This is a genomic window from Shewanella sp., assembly GCF_013214165.1.
Classification (GTDB): domain Bacteria; phylum Pseudomonadota; class Gammaproteobacteria; order Enterobacterales; family Shewanellaceae; genus Shewanella.
The window spans coordinates 1-25,487 of the sequence record NZ_JABSSM010000038.1; the positions used below are offsets into that span (position 1 = coordinate 1).

Consider the following 25,487-nt stretch of genomic DNA (forward strand, 5'->3'; position numbering starts at 1 on the left):
CCATAACCTTCGGCAATCATCCACTTCAACATGACTATGTTGGAGTTTAGATATTCGATGATTGGCTCTTTGTCCAGCTTGATGCTACAACCTGCAGCACTACGCTCGGCTGAAGCGTCAGACAATTCAAATGCCTGCTCAACCTTCAAGCTTTCAAGGCCTTCAATCTCAAGTACGCGGCCGGAGAAGAAGTTAACCTTGCCTTGCTTCTCTACGGTCAAGAGACCCATATCGATGGCTTTAAGTGGAATAGCGTGGACCAGATCACGTAGCGTGATACCCGGTTGCATCTCACCTTTGAAACGTACCAAGACAGATTCAGGCATATCCAGAGGCATAACGCCTGTCGCCGCGGCAAATGCCACTAGACCTGAACCCGCTGGGAAAGAGATACCAATGGGGAAGCGAGTATGTGAATCACCACCTGTACCTACAGTATCAGGCAACAACATACGGTTTAACCAAGAGTGGATCACTCCGTCACCAGGACGCAGTGATATACCACCACGGTTCATGATGAAATCAGGCAGCGTATGGTGAGTGTTCACATCGACAGGCTTAGGGTAAGCCGCCGTGTGACAGAAAGACTGCATGGTCAGATCGGCACTGAAACCAAGACAAGCCAGATCTTTAAGCTCATCACGAGTCATAGGACCGGTAGTATCTTGCGAACCCACAGAAGTCATCCTAGGCTCACAGTATTGGCCCGGACGAATACCGGTAACGCCACAAGCTTTACCCACCATCTTCTGAGCAAGGGTATAACCTTTGCCCGTATCGGCCACGTCTTTTGGTAAGACGAAAACCTTTGAGTCTTCAAGCTTAAGTACTTCACGAGCGCGAGCAGTAAGGCCACGTCCGATGATCAATGGAATGCGGCCACCGGCGCGAACTTCATCCATCAAGACTTCAGTCTTCAGACTGAACTCGGAGATAACTTCATCGCTATCATGACGCTTAACTATGCCTTGGTATGGGTAGATGTCGATAACATCGCCCATGTTCATCTTGGTCACATCGAGTTCTATCGGTAGCGCACCGGCATCTTCCATGGTGTTGAAGAAGATAGGCGCGATCTTACCACCGAGACAGAAACCACCAGCGCGCTTGTTAGGCACATTAGGGATATCATCACCCATAAACCATAGCACTGAGTTAGTGGCCGACTTACGTGAAGAGCCTGTACCGACTACATCACCCACATAGACGAGTGGGAAACCTTTAGTCTTAAGTTGTTCGATCTCCTTGATTGGACCCAGAGCACCAGGCTCATCGGGTACGATACCGTCACGAGCATTCTTTAGCATGGCTAATGCATGCAAAGGAATATCGGGGCGAGACCAGGCATCGGGCGCCGGAGACAGGTCATCTGTGTTGGTTTCACCCGTGACTTTAAACACGGTGAGAGAGATCTTCTCTGCAAGCTTAGGACGAGTCAGGAACCAATCGGCATCGGCCCATGCATGAACGACCTGCTTAGCAAATTCATTGCCCGCTTGCATCTTCTCAACCACATCGTGAAAAGAATCAAACATCAGCAAGGTTTTTGATAAGGCTTTAACAGCCAATGGGGCCTGGGCTGCAACATCCAGCTGAGCAATCAAGGGCGCTATGTTATAACCCCCCAGCATGGTGCCAAGCAGTTCAACGGCGCGAGCCGATGTTAGGATTGGCGATGTGACTTCACCCTTGGCAACAGCATCCAGGAAACCCGCTTTAACATAGGCGGCTTCATCTACTCCCGGTGGAATTCTGTTCTCAAGCAGGTCGAGGATAAATGCCTCTTCTCCCGCGGGTGGGTTCTTGACGATTTCAACTAACTCGGCCACTTGATGGGCATCTAATGGCTTAGGGACTACGCCCTCTGAAGCACGTTCTGCGACGTGTTTACGATATGCTTCTAGCACGGCAACATTCCTCTTTGTTTGGCGTTCTAACAACGAAACTGCACTTCTTGATATTGAAAGCTGACAGTCCTGCAGGCTCGACCTTTTTTTCACGACCTTTTTTCTGGTGACTATTATACTATAGCTAAGCAAAAGTTTGAAACAGATCACACTCTTATCAGACATCACCGAGCCAAATAACCATATTATTATCATGGTTATTTGGTTGATTAGTCTATAAATACCACGAATAACATAACACCCTCTAGGCAAGACCTAACTAACGCATTGAATTTAAATCACTTAAATATATACTAAACCGTATCTACATCCTCAAGTATTGGCTTGAAAGAAAATATTACTGCATAAATTATAGGTAATTCCCCAACAAACTGACGAAAAACAGGGGTACTATTCATGCTAGTTATAACGAATATTTTGGAACACTATGACCTCGCCTAAGTTAAAAGCCGTCATTTTCGACATGGATGGAGTCTTGATCGATTCAGAACCCAGCTGGCAAGAAGCTGAATTTGAGACGATGAAACTCTTGGGGCTACCTATATGTTATGAGGATACACTTCAAACGACGGGGCTGAGAATCGATCAAGTCGTCGGTTACTGGCATCAGAGATTCCCCTGGGATAATTATGACAATCAACACACGGCTAACACCATAGTCGATCAAGTTGTCAGTGCGATTACGACTAGCGGCCAAGCCATGACAGGTGTGGAGAGTGCACTGGAATATTGCCGGGCTAATGACTATAAGATAGGTTTAGCCAAATTTGTAACTTAGTATTAATCTTAGTGATCGGCAATTTCGCAAATTGGCATTACCAGTTCTTGCCGATAAATAGGAATATGGCCTTCTCGCCATCATCCGCCCAACCGAAACCAATTGCCGCAGGCCCCATGCTGGTATCTGTGCCAAAATACAGGCTGCCGGAATAGATGAGGTCATCCAGATCCACACTGTCTCTTAACTGCCAGACATTACCCGCCTCGATACTCGCGCCCAAATAGAGCGGGTAATCTGTCATGCCCAGCACATCCCTTCCTAGATCATATTGATACACGAATGCGCCGAAAATCTTATGCGGTCCAACTAGGGCATTCTTATGGTAACCGGAGAGGTTCAAGAATCCACCGAGTTCGGACACGTGCACGCTAAACCCTTCACCTTTACTGACGGTGGCCAGTGATGCGATGCCGACAAACGCGTGATTCCCCATACTCAAGGCGCCGCGCCAATCCAATTCAATTTGCAGTGAATTCTCCTTGAACTCACCTAACTCTTCGAAGAAGACACTTGGGTTGTCTTCTTTGCGATAGTAAACATCTAAGGTCAATCGATTTCCAGATGTGGGGAAGTTGATGCTATTGAGATCGTCATAGCCAAACTTAAAATATCCACCATAGGAATTGTATGCTAAATCCTCGAGAAAAAATCCATTTTCCAAATATCCTGTCTCGCCGATGACGCCGAGTTCAATCATGCCCTCTTGAACATAGTTATAGCCAATGCCGACATCGGCGCGGTACTGCTTCTGCTTAAGCTCAATTATTCTGGAGTTGGCATCGAAGAAGTCCCAATCTTTAATCTCGTAGCTCAATTTAGCTCTGCTATAGAAGGCTTGATCATAATCTAAGGGCTGATAGAACTCGGTAGAGATCAACTTTTCATAACCCAACTTAATTTCATTACGCCATTCGCCGCCAGTATCGGTCAAATCGGTCAAGGTATAAGCCAGATCTAATGAAACGGCGGAGTCTAAGGAAAAGTCATCTTCCCAGCTAAAGCCCAGCTGGAAATAGTTTGGCCCCCAGGATTTTGCATGGGTATTGAGGGTTAATATTCTGCCTTGGTCGGTGTCGATAAACTCTGCATTGACGCGCTCAAATTTATCCAGCGAGTAAATAGCGGCGATTCCCTCTGCCAGCCTCTCTTGAGTGACAACCTCCCCCTCCTCAATACCTAAGGTTTCTCTCAGTAACGACTCGCTGACTTTCGACTCATTGTTGAACACAATATTAACGATGGGATGGTCGATATCATCGAGCCATTGACGGCTCAATTGCTTCTTTCTGGCGAGATACTCCTCAAACGCCTCTTCACCGATACTCAAGCCTTGTAGGCTGATCAAGTGCTCAAGCGCCGCCTGTTGACCTAATGAGAACGCCTCAGGCATGATGGTAAAATCTGTGGTACTCATGCCTCCCACATCGGGGCGGATAAGAATATCGTCTTGCGTTAATAGTAATTTTTGCCGCTCTGTACTGGCATTCGTCAGCATGGTTGAGAGCTGATTGAGCACGGCGATGGTACTGGTTAACTCCTCTTTCTTCACCAAGGATGAACCTATATCTACGGCTATGATGATGTCTGCACCCAGAGCTTTGACGACGTCCACAGGCATGTTATTGCCGATACCACCATCGATTAGTAGCTTCCCCTCATACTCCACAGGCTGAAGCGCTCCGGGGACTGTCGCCGATGCTTGCATCGCATTGACTATGCTGCCATTGGCAATAACCACAGGCTTGCTGGTTTCTAGATCTGTCGCCACGGCGCGATAGGGGATGGCAAGATCATCGAAATGGCCAAATTGATTCACTAAGCCAGTTGAGCGTTGCAACAACTGCGACATGGTCTGCCCTCGAAGCAGACCATTAGGCACTTTGACCTCATCATCGCTATAGCCCATATTGATGGGAAGGTTGAACCTGTCTCTCTGCTGCTTATCACGATAACTCAAGTCCTGCCTTGGAATGGTGTCTGAATAGCCGTCAGACCAGGTCTCGTTGAGCATGATCTTCTCGATCTCTGTGGCACTGTAACCCAGTGCATACATGCCGGCGACATAGGCACCGATACTGGTTCCGGCAATATAATCGACAGGGATACGATTCTCTTCCAAAATTTTAAGTACACCAATATGTGCGGCACCTTTAGCCCCGCCGCCACTCAGCACCAGACCAATTTTAGGACGCACCTCGTCGGCGAATGCCGAAAAACTGACAGAGAGCATGAGAAATAAGCAGAGTAAGCGGGTCATATATATTTTCTTTAATTATTAGTTACATTTGCCACGCTCATTCTAACAAAAAACCAGCAACAACTTAGCAAAAAAATCACGTGGAAATTAAGGGCGTTTAGCTGAGTCATTACCTCAATATGCAGATGCACTTTTATTGGGAAATAGGCTAGCGTTATCCATATAGGTCTCCATATCAGCCACAGTTAAGGGCTTGGAGAAATAATATCCTTGGATCACATAACAACCACGGCTAAAGACCTGCTCAAGCTGCTCCTTGGTCTCCACGCCTTCGGCAACGACGTTTAACTTTAGGTTTCTGGCAAGCTCAATGATACTACTGGCTATGGCTTGGTCGGCTTCATTGGTCGCGATATCGATAAGGAATGAGCGATCGATTTTTAAGGTATCCACATCGAAATGGCGTAAATAGGCTAATGAAGAATAACCGGTACCAAAATCATCGATAGCCACCTCAATCCCAAGTGCTCTGAGCTCTAGTAGATGCTCCTTCGCGGTATCCAACTCCTTCATCAACACGCCTTCGGTAATTTCTAAACCCAGCAAGCGTGGATCTAACCCGGTCTCAGCTAAGATTTGTTTAACACCTTCGATAAAATCAGGTTGGCGAAAATGCACCGCCGAGATGTTCACCGACAATTTAAACGTCTCTTCATAGGATTCGGACCAGATGGCACCTTGTATACAGGCCTGACGTAACACCCAACGATCGATATCGACAATCAAGCCACAAGACTCTGCCACCTTGATAAAGATGTCGGTGCGAACTAGGCCATCTTTATGGTGACGCCATCTCAATAACGCCTCCATACCGATCAGCTTATCCCCCTTGAGAATATCGACCTGAGGTTGGTAATGCAGCTCAAACTCATCTCTCTCAATTGCCTTACGCAGCTCGGCTTCTAACCTAAGATGATACAAGGCCTCTACATTACGTTCGGAAGAGAAGTACTGAAAGTTACCACGGCCTTGTTCTTTGGCATGATACATGGCCTGATCGGCATTTTTGATCAGCACCTCAGCTTGCCTGGCATCATCGGGCCATAAGCTCACCCCTATGCTGGTAGAGATAAAAAACTCACGACCATAGAGTTCGAATGGTGTCTTGATCTGCTCGAGCAATTGAGCACAGATATGATTTATCGTGTCTAAATTTGAGGCATCTCTTAATAAAATCACAAATTCATCGCCACCAAAACGGCATAAGGTGTGCTCTTCTGCGATACAAGACTGGAGACGATTGGCGGCCTCGACCAACAAGGCATCCCCCATGCTATGACCATATGAGTCATTGACGTATTTAAATCTATCCAGATCGAGAAATATCAGTGCGAGTTTTTCACCACTGCGCTCGGCACTATGTATCGACTGAGCTAAGCGAGTAGAAAATAGAGAGCGGTTTGGCAGACCCGTTAGCACATCATAATTTGCCAGGCGTCTGAGATCTGCCTCGGTACGTTTACGCTCGGTAATGTCGGAAAACACGGCAACATAATGGGTAATATTACCCTTACTTCCCAACATGGCAGAGACGTTAAGCCAGACCGGGCATGAGCCGCCTTGTTCACATAAGAACTCTCTCTCACCTGTCCAGCTGATCCCCTGCTGCAAAAGGTGAACAATTTCATCAGTTCGCCCCTCTTTAGCTAAAATCAGCTCAGAGAAAAACTTACCATTTAGCAGCTTAGCCGATGCTCCCAATATGGTTTGAGCGGCCGTATTAGACACCTTAATTCGCTCCGCCGCATCCAGAATCAGCACGCCTTCGGAGGTGTTACCGAATGCCTGGGCCAGCAGCTTTACATCGTCTTCGAGCTGACGCTGTAGGGTGATATCTGAATAAATACCCGCGACCCTTAATATACGGCCCGACTCTGCATCCACCTCGACCGGTCGCCCCCTGACTCTGGTCCATCCCCAGCTCTTATCCTCGCGGCGATAGCGATACTCGACATCGAAACGGTCGCTCGAGCCTCTAACCATACTCTCCCAAGCATTGAGAACCTTGTCTCTGTCTTCCCTATGAATGGGAAAATCCTCTAACCTGAGTATTCTATCGCCTCTGTCATCCTCTTTCTCTGCCCGCTGATTCTCCAGGCTGAACATCTGAGAATCTTGCCGCCATTCCCATAGTTCAGAATCACTGCCTTTCAGAGATTGCCTGAGCCTCTCTTCGCTCTCGACCAAGGCCGTGTTGATCCGTTTAAATGCCTTAATCTGTCTCTGGCGATAAAAGATAATACCGCCGCAGATACACAATAGGGTGAATAGCAGCAGGCTTTTAACCCAGATCATCTGCCACCAATATTGCTTCACAACAAAACTGAAACGGTATGGCTCGGCAGACCAGATCCCATTCTGCTGGCTCAGGATCTCTAAAGTATATTTTCCGCATCGCAGGCCAGATATATTAAGCTGAGACTGACCATCGAGAAGTAAATATTTAGCTTGGGTCATTTCTCCTTCTCGTCTGAGACGATACTGCAGAGTCATGGGCGTATCATCGAGATAATCCAGGCTGGTTATCTGAAAACTGATCATCCTGGCACCGGGTTTTATAATTTTTTCATCTTGGGGGATAAGATCGGTTTGAACTCCGTCATCATAAAAAACAGATACCGCCTCCAGGAACACACCATCGTGCTGAATTCGATTGGAGAAACTGTCGACATCGAGCAACATAGCGCCATCCGGCGTGCCGAGATAGAGCCCCTCACCGGGATCATAGAAGAATGCACCATCATTGAGTTCACCCCCTAACAAGCCATCGTCATGACCCAAGACCATGATATCCCCTGTCGATTTGGTATATCTTAGCAGCGTTTTAGGGCAGCCAATTAACCAGTGATCGCCAGTTTGCTGAATAAAATAGACGGATGAACAATCAATTTCCCACTCTTTATTTAATTTCCTGACCTCACCGCTATCGAGTGAATATTCGATCAAACCTGTTGGTGATGTTCCCAGCCAAAATGTATCCGAGTCGACTAGCTCGATATAATTGATACTCGTTTCACTACTGCCATCACTCAAGTTGTCGAGTCTTGAATGGAAATCACCTTCATGATCCAGATAGCCAAACAGCTCGGTGCCACCTAGCCACAGCTTGCCAGACTCGTCTCTGATAACCGACCTAATATCAACCACTCTGGGGTTGAGCCCACCGATGAAAATCGGCATAGGTTGAGGATTGAAAAGACCGGGCTCCCAGAAATATAAGCCAGTGGAGGTCATAAACCACCAGCGGCCTTGAATTAAGGGATCATCATAAGTGGCATAAACTATCTTATGTTCCAGTGAGTTGTCACCATGAGTCCAGTCTGCGAAGCTTTGAGCCGTAAACGTCGCCTTGTTCACCACAAACAGACCATTGGTGGTCCCTAATAAAAGATGTGCCGCGTCCAGACTCTCAACGCTATAAATACTATCGTTAACCTCTAAACCTTGAGGGAAAAACCAGCTAGAAGTGCGGGCAAGTTTATCTATCAATAACAAGCCATTATCGGTACCAAACCAAACACGATCCCCCTCTCCATAGATCCCCCAAACCATCTCATTACTCATGGAGTATGGTGGCGCTGCGGTAAAGGTATCGAGCAAAAAGTCGGGCTCGCTGGCGACTATGGCCAGCCCCTCCCCGGCGCCTCCGACCCAAATAAGTCCAGAATCATCGATTTCAACATCATAAATATAATCCATGTCTGCATCTTGTTTAAGCTGCTCTTTATATAGAAGGTATTCAAGGTCTCCCGGCGTCCACTTGATCAATCCCATTCTTCCGGAGAACCAAAAGCTGCCCTCGTTATCTTCGGCTATATTGGTGGCATAGAAGGACAGGGCTTCGACGGCTTCAATCTTGAGGGTATCGGCATAGACTCTATAGACCCCTTCACTCGAGCTGAGCCAAATTCTCCCCTGGGAATCTTTAAATAACTGCTTCATCAGGCCGTTTTCCTCTCCCCAGGGAAAAACAGCGATTCTCAGCCCTTGGCTATCTCTAAGTTGTAGCTCATATTCAGTGCCCACTATGATGCGGCCATCATCTAAAGCGACTAAACTTCTCCAAGGTATATCTGCATTAGTGGGGAGGAAATTGATCCGTTCGAGCAGCCGTTTCTCGTAGGAAAATTGCAGTAACTCACCCTCTGAGCTCAGTAAAATATAGTGTTCGCCTTGCTTCACTTGAGCGATAACCCCACCGCCCTTATAGTCAGGAAAAAGTGACTCGCTACCGAAACGAACGAACTTATTTTGTAACATATCGTACAGGTAAGTATCTGAGTAATTACTGACCAGCAGATGCCGAGCGCTCAGCGGCTCAACCAGATTGATATATTCACCGGAAAGCCTGAGGTCGAACGCTTCTTTATCGATGCGTCTTATCTTAGAGTTACTTAATCGAAATAGCCCTTGCTCTGTGGCCACCCACACGAAGCCATGAGAGTCGAAGCTGATATCGTTTATGGTGCCATTTTCTAAACCTTCTGCTTCTCCAAAGATACGGATGACAAAATCATTTGCAGCGACGGGAACCAAAAAAATGCTGATGAATAGGCATAAAGTGATGATTTTTATTATTTTAGTTAATAGCATTAGCGATTAGCGCAATTCATATAAGTTGGGTGTTAGATCCACTTTTACAATACTGACTTCGAATGTATCAGTTCATTAACGCTAATACACCTGATTAATAGCAAATAACACTAACTTTAGCGCCTTTCATGATCCTAATAAAATAGTGCTTTTGTTCTTTTTTCCGCAGATTTGGCAAATCTATACTCACTAGGTAACGCTATCCATCAACATTCTGCGGCTCAGGCAAGATCACATGGTCATCTTGCATATATTTCTCCATCAGGGCCGCAGTCAAGGGCTTAGAAAAAAAATACCCCTGGATCACATAGCAGCCCCGGTTAATGACCTGTTCATATTGCTCTTTTGTCTCCACCCCCTCGGCAACTAGGTTTAACTTAAGGTTTCTGGCAAGCTCTATGATACTGCTTGCTATGGCTTGATCGACTTCACTGGTGGCGATATTGATAAGGAAGGAGCGATCTATTTTTAAGGTGTTCACATTCAAGTCACGTAAATAGGCTAGTGAAGAATAACCGGTACCGAAGTCATCGATGGCGACATCTATGCCTAGAGCCGCGAGCTCTATAAGATGCTCCTTAGCAATATTGATTTCTTTGAGCAACACACCTTCGGTAATCTCCAACCCCAGTCTGTTAGGGTCAAATTGGGTTTCCTGTAAGATTTGTTTAAGCCCTGTAACAAAATCAGGCTGGCGAAAATGAACCGCCGAGATATTAACCGACAGTTTAAAGCTAGCGTCATAGGACTGAGACCAGATAACACCTTGTTTACAGGCCTGACGTAACACCCATTTATCGATATCGACAATCAAGCCGCATGACTCGGCCACCGCGATAAAAATATCCGTGCGTATCAATCCATCTTCATGGTGACGCCATCTCAATAATGCCTCCATGCCGAACAAGGTATTGCCATCGAGCACATCTACCTGAGGTTGATAATAGAGCTCAAATTCATCTCTTTCTATCGCCTTACGCAGCTCGGATTCCAGCCTCAGATGAAACAGGGCTTGTGCATTGCGCTCGGAAGAGAAATACTGAAAGTTGCCACGGCCTTTTTCCTTGGCGTGATACATGGCCTGATCGGCATTCTTAATCAGCACTTCGGCTTGCCTAGCATCATCGGGCCATAGACTCACCCCTATGCTGGTAGAGATATGAAACTCACGTCCATAGAGCACGAAAGGTGTCTTTATCTGCGCCAGCAAGCGAGTACAGATATGATTTATCCTGTCTAAATTGGCGGCATCTCTTAATAAGATCACAAATTCATCGCCGCCGAAACGACATAAGGTGTGTTCTTGTGAGATACAAGACTGTAGCCGATTTGCCGCCTCGACCAACAAGGCGTCCCCCATGCTATGGCCATATGAGTCATTGACGTGTTTAAATCTATCCAGATCGAGGAAGATCAGCGCCAATTTTTCTCCACTGCGCTCGGCATGATGGATCGACTGGGCCAGGCGGGTAGCAAACAAGGAGCGATTCGGCAGACCCGTCAAAATGTCGTAATTTGCCAATCGCCTGAGATCGGCTTCGGTGCGTTTACGCTCGGTAATATCGGAAAACACCGCCACATAATGGGTGACATCGCCTTTACTGTTTAACATGGCGGATACATTTAACCATACGGGACAATGGGCACCAGACTCATCTAGCAACTCCCTTTCCCCCGTCCAGGTGACCTTCTGCTGCAATAAGTTAACGATTTCATCCGAGTGTCCTTGCTTGGCAAAAATCAATTCAGAAAAAACCTTCTCATTCAACTCCTCAGCAGTGGTCGCTATCATGGTCTGCGCCGCGACATTGGAGACTATGATGTTTTCACGAACATCTAAGATCAGCACACCTTCCGAGGTATTAGCGAAGGCTTGCGCCAACAGCTTCACATCATCTTCCAGCTGTCGCTGCGCCGTGATATCGGAAAAGATACCCGCGACCCGCAAAATTGTCCCCGTCTCTTCATCGACTTCGATTGGGCGCCCCATGACTCTCGACCAGCCCCAGATTAGATCTTTTCTGTGGAAGCGAAACTCGATCTCCAATCTCTCGGTCTTTCCCTGGAGCATGTCATGCCAGGCTTCACTCACCCTTGCTTTATCCTCGCGATGAATAGGTAGCTCATCCCATGAGAATATGTAATTTAATTGATCTGACTTACGATCTGCGCCTTGATTCTCTTTATCAAATGTCTGAGTGTCATGACGCCACTCCCAGAGCTCAGAGTCACTGCCTCTCAAAGATTGCCTCAACCTCTCTTCGGTTTCGGTCAGGGCTAGGTTTATCTTTTTAAAGACCTCTACTTGCCGGTGACGAAAAATCATCACCCCAATAAATATGCTGAAAAAAACGGAGATAAACAGAGCCTTGAACCAGATCGCCTTCCACCAATTCTGTTCGACGGAAAACGTAAATCTTAATGGCACAGTCGACCAGCTGCCATGGATCTGGCTCATAACTTCTAAGACATAATGGCCAAATTGTAAACCTGTTATGATGACCTCAGGCTGACCATCGATAAGGATATATTCAATTTCTGCTTCACTTGTCCCAGTTTCGAACCTGAGACGATAGCGCAGAGTCATAGGAGCATCATCGAGATAATCCAGGCCGGTTAGCTGAAAACGAATCATCCTGGCACCGGGTTTGATGATCTTGTCATCTCGAGGATTCAGATCAAGTTGAACTCCGTCATCATAGAAAACTGACATCGCCTCTAGAATGACATCATGATGTATAAATCGATGGGATAAGTTATTAATATCGAGCAACATGGCGCCGTCTGGGGTGCCGACATAGAGCCCCTCATCGGGAGCATAGAAGAATGCACCCTGGTTTATCTCGTGCCCCAACAAGCCATCGGCGTGATCAAGTACCAGCACCTCATGGGAAGACTTGGTATATCTGAGTATCGAATTTGAACAGCCAACGAGCCTGAAATTGGCCGTATCCTGTATGAAAGATACCGATGTGCAATCGGTCTGCCACTGTTTATTTAAGTGCCTAACATCACCGGAGGAGAGCGAATATTCAATCACGCCCAAGGAAGAAGTCCCCAACCAAAATGTATCTGAATCGATTGCCTCTATGTCATTAATGATCAGTTCGCTGTCAAGTTCACTCAATGCGGCCAGTTTAGAATGAAACGTCCCTCGCGGATCCAGATAGCCGAATAAGTTTACCCCACCGAGCCAAAGATTGCCGCTTGAATCCCTAAATACCCTTCTTACGCTGACCCGTTTAGTCTGGCTATTTTTCGTTAATACCGGCATATGTTGAGGGACACTTAGACCCGGCTCCCAGAAGTAAAGCCCAGTGGAGGTCATAAACCACCAGCGGTCAACAATCGAGGGATCCTGATAACTATCAAAAACAGTCTTATGTTCCAGTGAGCCCTCGCCATGGGACCACTTGGCAAATTTTTGACTGGTTAAACGTTTTTTATTCACCACGTACAAGCCATCATTGGTGGATAATAACAGATGATTAGCATCCAGGTTATCTACACTGAAGATACTGTCATCGAACTCCAATCCGGGAAGGCGCACGGTTGCAGATGTGCGGCTTAACTTATCGATTAAAATCAGCCCCCCATCGGTGCCAAGCCAGATACTATGCTCATCGGCATAGATCCCCCAGATAATTTCATTACTGATGGAATAAGGCAGCGATGCCGTGAAGGTATCCAGCAAAAAATCGGCCCTAGTCGTCACAATCGCTAAGCCCTCACCATCGCCATCGCCACCGACCCAGATAAGTCCAGAATCATCGATTTCAATCACATTAATAACATCTATGCCGGCGTCTTGCTCAAGCTGTTCTTTATAGAATGAATATTCAACATCTCCCGGCCTCCATTTGAGCAAGCCTCTACTCGAAGAAATCCAGAAAAATCCATCATCATCTTCCACCATTCGCGTCACAAATAACGCCAGAGCCTCGACAGCATCGAGCTCCAGACTCGCAATATCGACCTCATATAATCCCACGCTCGTGCTCAGCCAAACTCGCCCCCCGGCATCTTTAAACAGATAATTAACCTCACCACGACCTTCATCCCAGGGGAAACTCGCTAAGGTTAAGCCTCGCTTGTCCATAAGCTGTAGCGCAAATTCACTCGCAATTAAGAATCGGCCCTCATCTAATGCCACTAGATGTTTCCACGGTGTATCCGCATCAAACTTAAGAAATCGGATCCCTTCTAGGATGTTTTTTTCGTAGAAATAATGAAGTAGCTCACCCTCGGAGGTCAATAATATGTGGTGATCATCTTGCTTAACTAGAGCGGTGATCCCGCCTCCCTTATAATTGGGGAAAAGTGACGGGCTACCGAAACGAGCAAAGGTATTTTGCCGTATATCGTACAAGTAGGTGTCAGCATCGCCGCTGATTAACAGATGCTTAGCACTCAAGGATTCAACGATATTTATCGATTCGCTGGACAGCTTGAGCTGATGATGTTCACCGTCTATCCGTCTTATCTTAGAGTTACTTAAACGAAAAACCCCTCCATCTGTCGCCAGCCAGACGAAGCCATGGGCATCAAAACCGATATCGTTTATCGTGCCATTGTTCAAGCCTTCTTCATGATCGAAGACACGCAAAACAAAATTATTTGCGGCTAATGAAGGTAAGCATGTACAAATGAATATGAATAAAACGGCTATTTTTATTATTCGCTTTGGCAAGTGGCCATCCTGATATTTTAACGAATTAGACACACAGCTGTCACATTGTTAGTACAAATATATCAGTTAGTTCAGGTTAACCCATCAAAATATCAGTATTTGGTCCGCATAAATTGTTTCAATATGTTTATTTTAAACACAAAAAAGGCGCTCAAATGAGCGCCTGTTTATGATCTTAAGAAAATATTACTTTTTCTTCTTTTTTGCCTTCGGATTTGGCAAATCTGTGATCGAACCTTCATAAATCTCAGCCGCCAGGCCTACAGACTCATGTAAGGTAGGGTGCGCATGAATAGTCAATGCCAGATCTTCGGCATCACAACCCATCTCAATCGCCAAACCAATCTCACCAAGAAGCTCACCGCCGTTAACACCGACGATAGCGCCACCTATGACTCTATGAGTCTCTTTATCGAAAATCAGCTTGGTCATACCTTCGCTACAATCTGAAGCGATTGCACGGCCACTGGCGGCCCAAGGGAAACTTGCTGTCTCGTAGGCGATACCTTGCTCTTTGGCTTCCTTCTCGGTTAGACCAACCCAAGCGACTTCAGGATCTGTATAGGCAATCGAAGGAATCACCTTAGGATCGAAGAAGTGCTTCAAACCTGAGATAACTTCTGCAGCCACATGGCCTTCATGCACGCCTTTATGCGCTAGCATAGGCTGACCGACGATATCACCGATAGCATAGATATTAGGTACATTGGTACGCATCTGCTTATCGACATTGATGAAGCCACGCTCATCGACATTGATGCCGGCTTTCTCGGCATCCAGCGACTTACCATTGGGTGCACGACCGATTGCCACTAGCACAGCATCGTAACGAATCGCTTCAGTCGGTGCCTTCTTGCCTTCCATAGTCACATAGATGCCATCATCTTTGGCTTCTACGGCTGTCACCTTAGTCTGCATCATAAGGTTAAACTTGCTCTTAACCTTCTTGGTGTAGACACGAACGATATCTTTATCTGCTGCTGGGATCAGTTGATCCAACATCTCGACCACGTCGATTTGGCTACCCAGAGACGCGTACACAGTACCCATCTCAAGACCGATAATGCCGCCGCCCATGATAAGTAGCTTACCCGGAACTTCTTTAAGCTCCAGCGCATCGGTAGAATCCCAAACACGTGGATCTGAATGTGGAATGAATGGCAATTCGATGGGACGAGAGCCCGCGGCGATGATAGCCTGCTCGAAATGAACCACTTTAACGCCATCTTCACCAACAACTTCGATAGTGTTAGGGCCGGTAAACTTACCGAAACCATTAACCACGTCGACTTTACGCATCTTGGACATGCCGCCCAATCCGCTTGTTAACTGGCTGATAACCGAATTTTTGAAACCACGTAGCTTGTCCAAATCGATCTTTGGCTCGCCAAAAACCACACCGTGATCGGCAACGGCTTTCGCCTCTTCGATCACTTTAGATACGTGTAGCAGTGCCTTCGATGGGATACAACCTACGTTCAGACAAACACCGCCAAGCGTGCTGAAGCGTTCGATGATGACAGTCTCTAGTCCTAAGTCAGCCGCACGGAATGCCGCCGAATAGCCAGCAGGGCCTGAGCCTAATACCACTACCTGAGTTTTGATTTCGTTGCTCATGATTTCCTCTATTCTTTTCATTTTCTTACACTAACGAGTAGCGCAAAAATAAAACGTTGCCAAATCTTGTAAGGTGGCCGCATTTTAACCTTTGTTTGATACCGATCACAATCATACATTGACGATAAAAAAAGCTGCTGTTAACCAGCAGCCCATTTTTTAAAGCACTAGGGTACGAATATCTGATAAGCAGCTGTTTAAATAGCTGATGAAACGTGCACCTTCGGCGCCATCTACGACCCTATGATCGTAAGACAGTGATAGAGGTAACATCAAGCGAGGCTCGAAATCTTTACCATTCCATACTGGCTTCATCTCAGACTTGGACACCCCAAGAATGGCCACTTCCGGTGCATTAACGATAGGGGTAAATGCCGTACCACCTATGCCGCCCAGACTAGAGATGGTGAAACAACCACCTTGCATGTCTGAAGACGTTAACTTACCGCCACGCGCCTTCTTAGATATCAGCTTTAACTCGTCCGATAACTCATGGATACCCTTCTGGTTCACATCTTTGAAAACAGGGACAACCAGGCCATTTGGCGTATCGACAGCAATACCTATATTGACGTACTTCTTCATGATCAAACTCTCACCGTCTTGTGACAGAGATGAGTTGAACGTAGGGAACGCTTCCAGAGCCTTAGCAACCGCCTTCATGATAAACACCAAGGGGGTGATCTTCATGCCAGAATCTTTCTTAGCTTCCGCCGCATTTTGCGCCTTACGGAATGATTCTAGTTCAGTGATATCCGCATTATCCCACTGAGTAACATGGGGGATCTTCACCCAGTTTCTGTGTAGGTTAGCGCCAGAAATCTTCTGAATGCGAGATAAGGGCTTAACTTCTGTCTCACCAAACTTGCTGAAATCGATCTTAGGCCATGCCAGTAAGTTAAGCTCGTTGCCACCGGCCGTAGCATTGACGCTAGCCGATTCAACTTGCTTAATCGCAGCCTTGATGTAGTTCTGCACGTCTTCTTTTATGACGCGGCTCTTACGACCCGTGCCTTTGACGTTAGCCAGGTTAACACCGAGCTCACGAGCCATACGGCGGATCACAGGGGATGCATGGGCATAAGCATCATTTTCAACAAAGTCAGTCTTAGCCGCTTTAGCCTTAGATGCCGCTACAGCAGCGGCCGGAGCAGATGCTTGAACTGGTGCGGGTGCTGCGGCTACGGGTGCAGCAACAGGCGCTTGGCCTGGTACTTCGAAGATCATGATTAACGAGCCAGTAGAAACCTTGTCACCAATCTCAACTTTAATCTCTGTTAACACGCCAGCAAAAGGAGCCGGCACTTCCATCGAAGCCTTGTCACCTTCGACACTTAAGATTGCCTGCTCCTCGGTAACGCTGTCACCTAGGTTGACTAAGATCGCAGTCACTTCGACTTCATCGTCACCGATATCGGGCAGTGTGACTTCGAGTACGCTCGCAACGGTGGCAACCGCAGCAGCGACTGGAGCAGACGTTACAGGCGCAGCAGATGCTCCAGCAACTTCGAACACCAAGACTAGACTACCGGTAGCAACCTTATCGCCTATCTCAACTTTAATCTCTTTTAACACGCCATCGAAAGGAGCCGGCACTTCCATCGATGCCTTGTCACCTTCGACGCTTAAGATGGGCTGATCTGCGGTGATGCTGTCACCCAGGTTGACTAAGATGGCAGTCACTTCGACTTCATCGTCACCGATATCAGGCAAGTTTACTTCTCTTAGCTCGGCTGATGCCGGAGCGGCTACAGCCGCAACTGGCGCAGTAGCCGCCGCAGCTTGGGCTACTGGAGCCGATGCTGCATGGTCTTCGAAAACCATGATCAATGAATCGGTAGCCACCTTATCTCCAACGGCAACTCTGATCTCTTTCACTATACCCGCTTGAGATGCAGGCACTTCCATCGCGGCCTTATCGCCTTCGACAGCAATCAGCGATTGATCTTCTTCGACCCTGTCGCCTACGCTAACTAAAATCTCGGTGACTTCAACCTCATCCGTACCAATATCAGGTACATTAATTTCGATTGTCATATTGTATTGCCTCTTACGCGTATAGCGGGTTGATCTTGTCTGCGTCGATATTGAATTTAGCGATGGCCTGAGCCACGACAGATTTTTCAATATCACCACGTTTAGCTAATTCAGTCAGTGCTGCGACGACCACATAGCCGGCGTTCACTTCGAAGTGACGACGTAAGTTGTCACGGCTGTCAGAGCGACCGAAACCATCGGTACCCAGTACCTTGAATGATTCAGACGGCATGAAGGCACGCACTTGTTCGGCATAGTTCTTCATGTAATCCGTGGCCGCAATAGCAGGAGCCGTCCCCATTACCTGAGTGATATAGGCTTGCTTCTGCTCAGCTTCTGGATGCAGCATGTTGTAACGCTCGACATCCTGACCTTCACGAGTTAATTCGTTGAACGACGTGACCGAGTAAACGTCAGATGCAACATCATATTCTTCACTGAGAATCTTCGCCGCCTTACGCACTTCGTTCATGATGGTGCCTGAGCTCATCAGCTGAACCTGCTTACTACCTTGGTATGACTCAAGCTTATAGATACCCTTACGAATACCGTCTTCAACACCTTCAGGCATGGCTGGCATGGCGTAATTTTCATTCATCAGGGTCAGGTAATAGAACACATTCTCCTGATCGCCATACATGCGACGCATACCATCTTGGATGATGACTGCTACTTCGTAGGCATAAGTAGGATCGTAAGAGATACAGTTTGGAATCGTGTTTGCCTGAACATGGCTATGGCCATCTTCATGTTGCAGACCTTCACCGTTCAAGGTGGTACGACCGGCTGTAGCGCCTAACAAGAAGCCACGGGCCTGTTGATCGCCCGCCATCCATGCCATGTCGCCAACGCGCTGGAAACCAAACATAGAGTAGTAGATGTAGAATGGGATCATAGGCAGATCGTTAGTGCTATATGACGTTGCCGCGGCAACCCATGAAGACATAGCACCTAGCTCGTTGATCCCTTCCTGCAATACCTGACCCGAAGTCGCCTCTTTATAGTAAGAAACAATTTCGCGATCTTGTGGGGTGTAGTTCTGGCCCTGAGGATTGTAGATACCAATCTGACGGAACAGGCCTTCCATACCAAATGTACGCGCCTCATCGGCGATGATAGGCACGATATTTTTGCTCACACCCTTGTGCTTAAGCAATATGTTTAGCGCGCGAACAAATGCCATAGTGGTCGAGATGTCACGCTTCTGCTCTTCGAGCAAGGGCTTAAAATCTGCAACTTCAGGTAGCTCTAATGCTTTAGTGAAGTTAGGCAGACGCTGAGGCGTGTAACCATGTAGGGCATCACGACGGGCATGCAGGTACTTGTACTCTTCCGAACCTTCCTCTAAAGATAGGTAAGGCAGCTCAGCGACCTTCTCATCTGTTAGCAGGTCTTGAAGACCGAGACGGTCACGCAGTTGCAGTACATGGCTCATGTCCATCTTCTTCACCTGGTGCGCTATGTTTTTGCCTTCGGCTGCGCCGCCCATGCCATAACCTTTAACGGTCTTGGCCAAGATCACAGTAGGTTTACCCTTAGTATCCTGAGCGTTCTTAAAGGCAGCATAAAGCTTAGATGACTCATGACCACCACGCTTAAGTGCGAAGATCTCGGCATCTGTCATATCTGAAACAAGCGCCGCAGTCTCAGGGTACTTACCGAAGAAGTGCTCACGTACGTAGGCGCCATCTTTTGACTTAAATGTCTGGTAATCACCATCTACAGTCTCGTTCATCAGCTGCAGCAACTTGCCAGTGGTATCTTTGGCTAACAGTGAATCCCAGTTGTTACCCCAGATCACCTTGACCACGTTCCAACCGGCACCTCTGAACAGGCCTTCGAGTTCCTGAATGATGCTGCCGTTACCCATAACAGGGCCATCGAGGCGCTGTAGGTTACAGTTAATCAAGAAACATAGGTTATCTAGCTTTTCACGGGCCGCAAATGAAATCGCACCGCGTGATTCAGGCTCATCCATCTCACCGTCACCTAGGAAGGCATAGACACGCTGAGCCGAAGTATCTTTAAGGCCACGGCCATCGAGATACTTGAGGAAGCGAGCCTGATAGATAGAAGACATAGGCGCCAGACCCATAGACACGGTCGGGAACTGCCAGAACTCAGGCATCAGCTTAGGGTGTGGATATGAAGGGATACCTTCTCCATCGACTTCTTGACGGAAGTTATCCAGTTGCTCTGCGCTTAAGCGACCCTCAAGGAATGCACGCGAATAGATACCCGGAGAGATATGACCTTGGTAATAGACTAGATCGCCACCATCGACATCGTTTGGTGCACGGAAAAAGTGGTTAAAACACACTTCATAGAACGCAGCAGAAGACTGGAAAGAAGCCATATGGCCACCTAGATCCAGATCTTTCTTAGAAGCTCGAAGCACGATCATGATCGCGTTCCAGCGAATGATAGAACGAATACGGCGCTCTAGCGTAGTATTACCCGGATATGCAGGCTCTTGGCTGGTTGGAATGGTGTTGATATAGCTGGTATTGATACCAGTCGCCATATCGACGCCATCTAAGCGGGCCTTATCGAGTACTTGTTCCAGCAGATACTGAGCACGCTCAACACCTTCTTCACGAACAACCGATTCTAGAGCAGATAACCATTCTTGAGTCTCTAATGGATCTAAATCTTGTAGCATATGTTCAGACATTTCGCAGTCCTTTCCTATACGTAATACCCAAGTACCTAACCTCAATACTTAGCGATATTTGAAATATTAAAAATATGGTTTGGTGCCGGCTGATTCTCACATTGAAGAACGCCTAGTCACCACTTTTTAAACGGCGCAGACTGCGCTGCAACCGACTATCTTCTTTCCTAACGGTCAACATCACTTCCTCGATATAGCTTAAATGCTCATTCGAGGCTTCACGAGCCGCGTCAGGATCACGGCGAACGATTGCGGCTAGCAATGCTAGCCTATGTTCGTTTGCCCTTGTGGCTGCTTCCTCTCTTCGATTCAGCAATTCCAGGTTCTGTGCCACATTCTTATGCAGCACAGGCGCTAAACTGAGTACCAGATGCAACATGGCCACGTTATGTGACGCCTCTGCTATGGCACGATAGAAATGTACTATGGCTTGCGCTTGCTGCTCAATCTCTTGCGCCGCCTCTACATCCATGATGGTGCGCTTGATATTCTGCATATCGGCATCGGTACCACGAAGCGCGGCAAAATAAGCCATCATGCCTTCGGTGGCATGACGAAATTCGAGCAGATCATACTGACTCTCAGAGTCGCTATGCATCAATTCAACGATGGGATCGGCCAGGCTCTGCCACAGCTGCTCTTTGACATAGGTGCCACCGCCTTGGCGGCGCATCAGCAGGCCTTTAGCTTCTAATTTTTGAATGGCTTCGCGTAACGAGGGACGGGATACTTCAAATTGAAGTGCCAGCTCACGCTCAGGAGGCAGCTTCTGACCCGGTTGTAGGCTTCCTTCCAAAATCATCTGTTCTAACTGACCCATGATGACATCGGAAATTTTTGGCTGGTTTATTTTGTTATAAGCCATGTGACCCTCAGCTACTATTGTAAATTGGTCTTACCAATTTAGATGACTGAACGCACTTTAGCAAATCACATTTTGAAAGTCCAGTTTGTGACCTGAGTCTGGGATGTTCACGATGTGTGAGCATAACGGAAATTTAACCGAGAAAGGTCAGACCATTGTCACTGACTTAACAGTCACAAGCCAGAGGCAAGAGAATTGGCTATGTTGACGTTATGCCACCACACCAAAGATGGTCAACAAGGAAAGCGTGGTTAACAGTAAAATGAAATTACGTTTACTCAGCTGCAGCAATGCCAATGTCGCCTGGACACAAATGGGGGTGGCCGAGGCTTCGGGCCTAGGCTCTGCGGCTAAGGCCACTTGAGTCACTATATCTCTGGCGCTATGCTCCAGGCTTAACCCCAGCTTGCGCCAACTGCTGAAGGCTTGCGAGAATTGACCACTGAGCACATAACCGAAAGAAAAAATGCGGCTCGGCAACCAATCTAACAGTGCCAGCACCTTATCCACCAGGGGTAACTCGAGCGATTGCTGATGACTGAAATCGGCGAAGTAACGCACGGTACAGTATAAGACTGCGCCCGCAGGACCGAAGAAGATGAGATAAAGGGCGACCGCACCATAGAAACGATAGTTGAGCCAGGTGACGGTTTGGCCCACTTTAGCGCCTAAGTCACTCTCGCTTACGGCCTCGATAGCACGCTTACAATCTAGCTCTTCGGCAAAATGATAACACGCCTGAGAATCGCCTCGACAAGCCGCCTGCATGTATCGCTTAAAAGCCGTTCTTTGTTTCTGATGACTAAAGCATAGAATTGAGATCCCGACCCAAAGTAATAAGCTTACCCCTCCCCATAGCAGGCCGCTGACGGCCCAAGTGAGCACTAAAACGCTAATGGCGGGCAAAAGAAGCGCCAGCGCCATCATGGCTTCTGAGTTGAGCTGCTTGTTACCAAACAAGTTGGCAGAATAGCGGTCTAGAAATGATTCGAGTTGCCATGACTTAGGTAGCAGCTTTAATCGCTCAACCATTATCGCCACTAATAGGGAAAACAGTGCCATTAGGTCCATCCTTTTTACTCAGATTTAAACATCCAGCATGTGGGCTCATTCATCTCGCCAAGCCTAAGACATGCTCGGCTAGCCTAGATATAAACTGTAGCGATACTAGAGGCTCAGACTCAAGGTTAACTCGCTCTTATACCTGCTCCAATCGAAACAATCGCCGGGATCGGTTTTCCTGCCCGGCGCGATATCACAATGACCGACAATAGCATCCAAATTCAACAAGGGATATCTTGCCATCAAGCCAAGCGTCAGCCTAAGCAACTGCTGATATTGTGGCTCGGTATAATCTTGGCTATCTGTGCCTTCAAGCTCTACTCCGACAGCAAAATCATTGCAATTTTCTCGCCCCCGAAAACTAGACACCCCAGCATGCCAGGCGCGATCATCGCAAGAGACGTACTGAATAACCTCCCCATCTCTGCGAATAAGGTAATGCGCCGAGACTTCGAGGCCTTTAAGCGCGTTAAAACTGGGATCTGCGGCTATATCTAAACAACCTTGAAACAGCTGATCGATATAGGGCGTACCAAAACAGCCTGCTGGAAGACTAATATTATGAATAACCAGCAGGCTGACCTCATTATCGGGCCTGGCATTAAAATGTGGTGACACACACCGCTTCACCCCATGGCTCCAACCAAGTTCAAAACCTGGAATTAGTTTAGCTTTTGTCAACAATCAGTTAACCCTGAATCTGTCATGTCTTATCAGCACTTTACCAGTTAGCCTCCTCACTGAAAAGACCCATCGAATTCATTCTAGATAACTGACACTCATATGTGAAACACGGGTCGCGACTTGAAAAAGTGTAGCTCAAAGAATGAATCGACCGCGACCTCTGTAGCTAATGAGACAAGATGCATAGAGTATGAGCACTAAACTCTACCTTTATAGATCAAATTTGTTATTATTACTCTTATCAAGCATAACAGCCGATTTATAATCTAAATCATTCACCTGTTGTATCAGCTTATATAAAGTAAGCTCACCAAGGATCCCAATAATGTTGGAAAATGATATTAGGCTTGCAGTAAAAGCCGCACTCGAAGAAGACTTAGGCTATCAAGCCCCGATTCAAGCTGCGACCAGCCATGATGTTAATAGCCCGGAGGATTTGACTAGCCAGAATAAGGCGAATGCAGATATCACCGCGCAACTAATCCCAGCAGACAAGCATGCACAAGCAAGCTTAATCACTCGTGAAGAGGGTGTATTTTGTGGCAAGGCTTGGGCTGAGCAGGTCTTCAACCAACTCGGTGGTGAAGTCGCGCTCCACTGGCATGTCGATGATGGTGATCTGTTAATAGCCAATCAGGTTCTGTGTGAGCTCTCGGGCCCGGCACGCGCCATACTCACCGGCGAGCGCACCGCGATGAACTTCATTCAAACCTTGTCTGGGGTCGCCACACTCACCAAGCATTATGTGGATAAGATAGCCGGCACCAATACCAAGCTGCTAGACACACGTAAAACCATTCCAGGACTACGCACGGCGCAGAAATATGCAGTCACCTGCGGCGGCGGGAAAAACCACAGAATAGGCCTGTTCGATGCCTTCCTTATCAAGGAAAACCATATCATGGCTTGTGGTGGCATAGCGCAAGCGATCGCTAAGGCCAGAGTGCTAGACCCAAACAAACTCGTCGAAGTCGAAGTCGAGAACATCTTAGAACTACAACAGGCATTGGAAGCGGGCTCGGATATCATCATGTTGGATAACTTCGACGTGACCATGATGCTCGAAGCGGTAGAAATCAATAAGCGTCTGCCCGACGATAAGCAAGCCAAGCTCGAAGTATCGGGCAACGTCACTCTCGACACTATCGCCGATTTTTCGAAAACTGGCGTCGACTACATCTCGGTCGGTGCGCTAACTAAGCATATCCATGCACTCGACCTGTCTCTGCGCTTGAAACACTAAGCGCAATCTAGACCCGCCAGCATATTTTGAGGTGACTCGATGACCTTGAGTCACCTTTTTTGGCTATGTTCCATAACACTGTTGTCCTCCATATGCTGCGATCAATATTCGGCGCTTATCTAGCTTTGCGTTACTTTCTTTAAACCAAGCGAGATAATGCGATAAATACTTTGTCGCCACTCCTCTCATTTGGCCATTAACCCAGCTCTTAAAGAGAGCGATTGCACCATTGACAGTTTTGTTGTTAGCAAAATTAGCCGCTATTTCAGCAGACGTATCTGCAGATAAAATCGGAGTGATCATATGCTTACTGCGATCTATCGATAAAAGAACTGCAACCTGTCCTTCCTTGGTCCTTTTATCAATATCACCACCTCGCTTTCTGGCTTTTTGCGCTGAAATAAGCGTCTTGTCACCTTTTTCTGAGTAGGCAAGAAAGAATTCATCAACTTCGATAATGCCCGATAGTTTGTCATCATTTTTACCAGCCTGAGCCATTAGAAATCTATGCCTCCATAAAAAGGCGGTTTTAAGATTAATGTCACATATTTTTGCAGCCTGTCTCAGGGTTAACCTTAACTGCATACAGTGAGCATACCCTTGCCAAATGTGACTCTTATGCAGCCTGGCTAGCGGGGTTTTAGTCTTATTGTTAAACGTTTTACTGCAGTCATTGCAGCGGTACCTTTGTATTCCACCTGCCTTGCCCCATTTGTTAAACTGACTTGAATAGCAATGTGGACACTGTGATTTTGCATCAAAAAGGGGTTGGATCAGTTAGCTTCACTGATTAACTCATAGTCAACATAGACCTACAACAGCGCCCCTTTTTTATAAGCACTAGATATACAAGTAAGCTCAGCTTGCGCTTAATTCCCACCTCAACCACCTAAACACCACTCGATAACACATGTATCATTAAAATCAGTGATGTATAAGAAGTAAGTAGCGGTCAGCGCCTTAAAACGCCCAAATATTGACACCCAACACAGAAGTGACAGTTTTTTATACACAGTCAAAAAAACGCTAGAAGCAAATTAACATAAACGCAACTCATTTAGACCAAATTGACGTCAC

General features: G+C 47.1%; 12 protein-coding genes and 1 pseudogene. 2 read left to right on the forward strand and 11 right to left on the reverse strand.

All coding sequences use genetic code 11. The annotated features are described in order from the left end of the window. Positions 1–1,907 (reverse strand): bifunctional aconitate hydratase 2/2-methylisocitrate dehydratase (locus tag HRU42_RS12365; protein WP_295031542.1); only part of this gene is annotated, 1,907 nt, incomplete at its 3' end. Positions 1,908–2,334: 427 nt separating this feature from the next. Here HRU42_RS12365 and HRU42_RS12370 point away from each other — a divergent pair. Continuing rightward, positions 2,335–2,685 (forward strand): HAD hydrolase-like protein, encoded by a 351-nt coding sequence (locus HRU42_RS12370; protein ID WP_295031543.1) that lies wholly within the window; start codon positions 2,335–2,337, stop codon positions 2,683–2,685. A gap of 37 nt (positions 2,686–2,722) precedes the next feature. Here the strand turns inward: HRU42_RS12370 and HRU42_RS12375 are convergent, their stop codons facing one another. From HRU42_RS12375 to ampD, 9 genes are all read right to left on the reverse strand, one after another. After that, the gene (locus HRU42_RS12375; protein WP_295031593.1) at positions 2,723–4,918 is read right to left on the reverse strand and encodes a patatin-like phospholipase family protein; all 2,196 of its coding nucleotides are present in this window, start codon (positions 4,916–4,918) and stop codon (positions 2,723–2,725) included. 141 nt (positions 4,919–5,059) lie between these two features. Continuing rightward, positions 5,060–9,538 (reverse strand): EAL domain-containing protein, encoded by a 4,479-nt coding sequence (locus HRU42_RS12380; RefSeq protein WP_295031544.1) that lies wholly within the window; start codon positions 9,536–9,538, stop codon positions 5,060–5,062. A 199-nt stretch (positions 9,539–9,737) separates the two neighbouring features. Continuing rightward, positions 9,738–14,117: an EAL domain-containing protein gene (locus HRU42_RS12385; RefSeq protein ID WP_295031546.1), complete on the reverse strand. Its 4,380-nt coding sequence runs from the start codon at positions 14,115–14,117 to the stop codon at positions 9,738–9,740. 297 nt (positions 14,118–14,414) lie between these two features. After that, entirely contained in the window at positions 14,415–15,845 is a 1,431-nt protein-coding gene (lpdA, locus tag HRU42_RS12390) for a dihydrolipoyl dehydrogenase (protein ID WP_295031548.1), read from the reverse strand. A gap of 159 nt (positions 15,846–16,004) precedes the next feature. Continuing rightward, positions 16,005–17,882 carry a pyruvate dehydrogenase complex dihydrolipoyllysine-residue acetyltransferase gene (gene aceF, locus HRU42_RS12395; protein WP_295031550.1) on the reverse strand — a complete coding sequence of 626 codons (1,878 nt, stop codon included), beginning with the start codon at positions 17,880–17,882 and terminating at the stop codon, positions 16,005–16,007. 13 nt (positions 17,883–17,895) lie between these two features. After that, positions 17,896–20,556 carry a pyruvate dehydrogenase (acetyl-transferring), homodimeric type gene (aceE, locus tag HRU42_RS12400; protein WP_295031552.1) on the reverse strand — a complete coding sequence of 887 codons (2,661 nt, stop codon included), beginning with the start codon at positions 20,554–20,556 and terminating at the stop codon, positions 17,896–17,898. A 112-nt stretch (positions 20,557–20,668) separates the two neighbouring features. After that, complete coding sequence (gene pdhR, locus HRU42_RS12405; RefSeq protein WP_295031554.1) at positions 20,669–21,421, reverse strand: pyruvate dehydrogenase complex transcriptional repressor PdhR; 753 nt, start codon at positions 21,419–21,421, stop codon at positions 20,669–20,671. A 210-nt stretch (positions 21,422–21,631) separates the two neighbouring features. Continuing rightward, positions 21,632–22,483: a beta-lactamase regulator AmpE gene (ampE, locus tag HRU42_RS12410; protein ID WP_295031556.1), complete on the reverse strand. Its 852-nt coding sequence runs from the start codon at positions 22,481–22,483 to the stop codon at positions 21,632–21,634. Between the two features lie 105 nt (positions 22,484–22,588). After that, the gene (ampD, locus tag HRU42_RS12415) at positions 22,589–23,164 is read right to left on the reverse strand and encodes a 1,6-anhydro-N-acetylmuramyl-L-alanine amidase AmpD (RefSeq protein ID WP_295031558.1); all 576 of its coding nucleotides are present in this window, start codon (positions 23,162–23,164) and stop codon (positions 22,589–22,591) included. Between the two features lie 328 nt (positions 23,165–23,492). On the opposite strand from ampD, the gene nadC reads away from it, so the two are divergent. After that, the gene (gene nadC / locus HRU42_RS12420; RefSeq protein ID WP_295031560.1) at positions 23,493–24,410 is read left to right on the forward strand and encodes a carboxylating nicotinate-nucleotide diphosphorylase; all 918 of its coding nucleotides are present in this window, start codon (positions 23,493–23,495) and stop codon (positions 24,408–24,410) included. Between the two features lie 63 nt (positions 24,411–24,473). On the opposite strand, the pseudogene HRU42_RS12425 reads toward nadC, so the two are convergent. Next, a pseudogene (locus HRU42_RS12425) lies at positions 24,474–25,205 on the reverse strand (IS1595 family transposase); the annotation flags it as partial. Positions 25,206–25,487 lie beyond the last annotated feature (282 nt).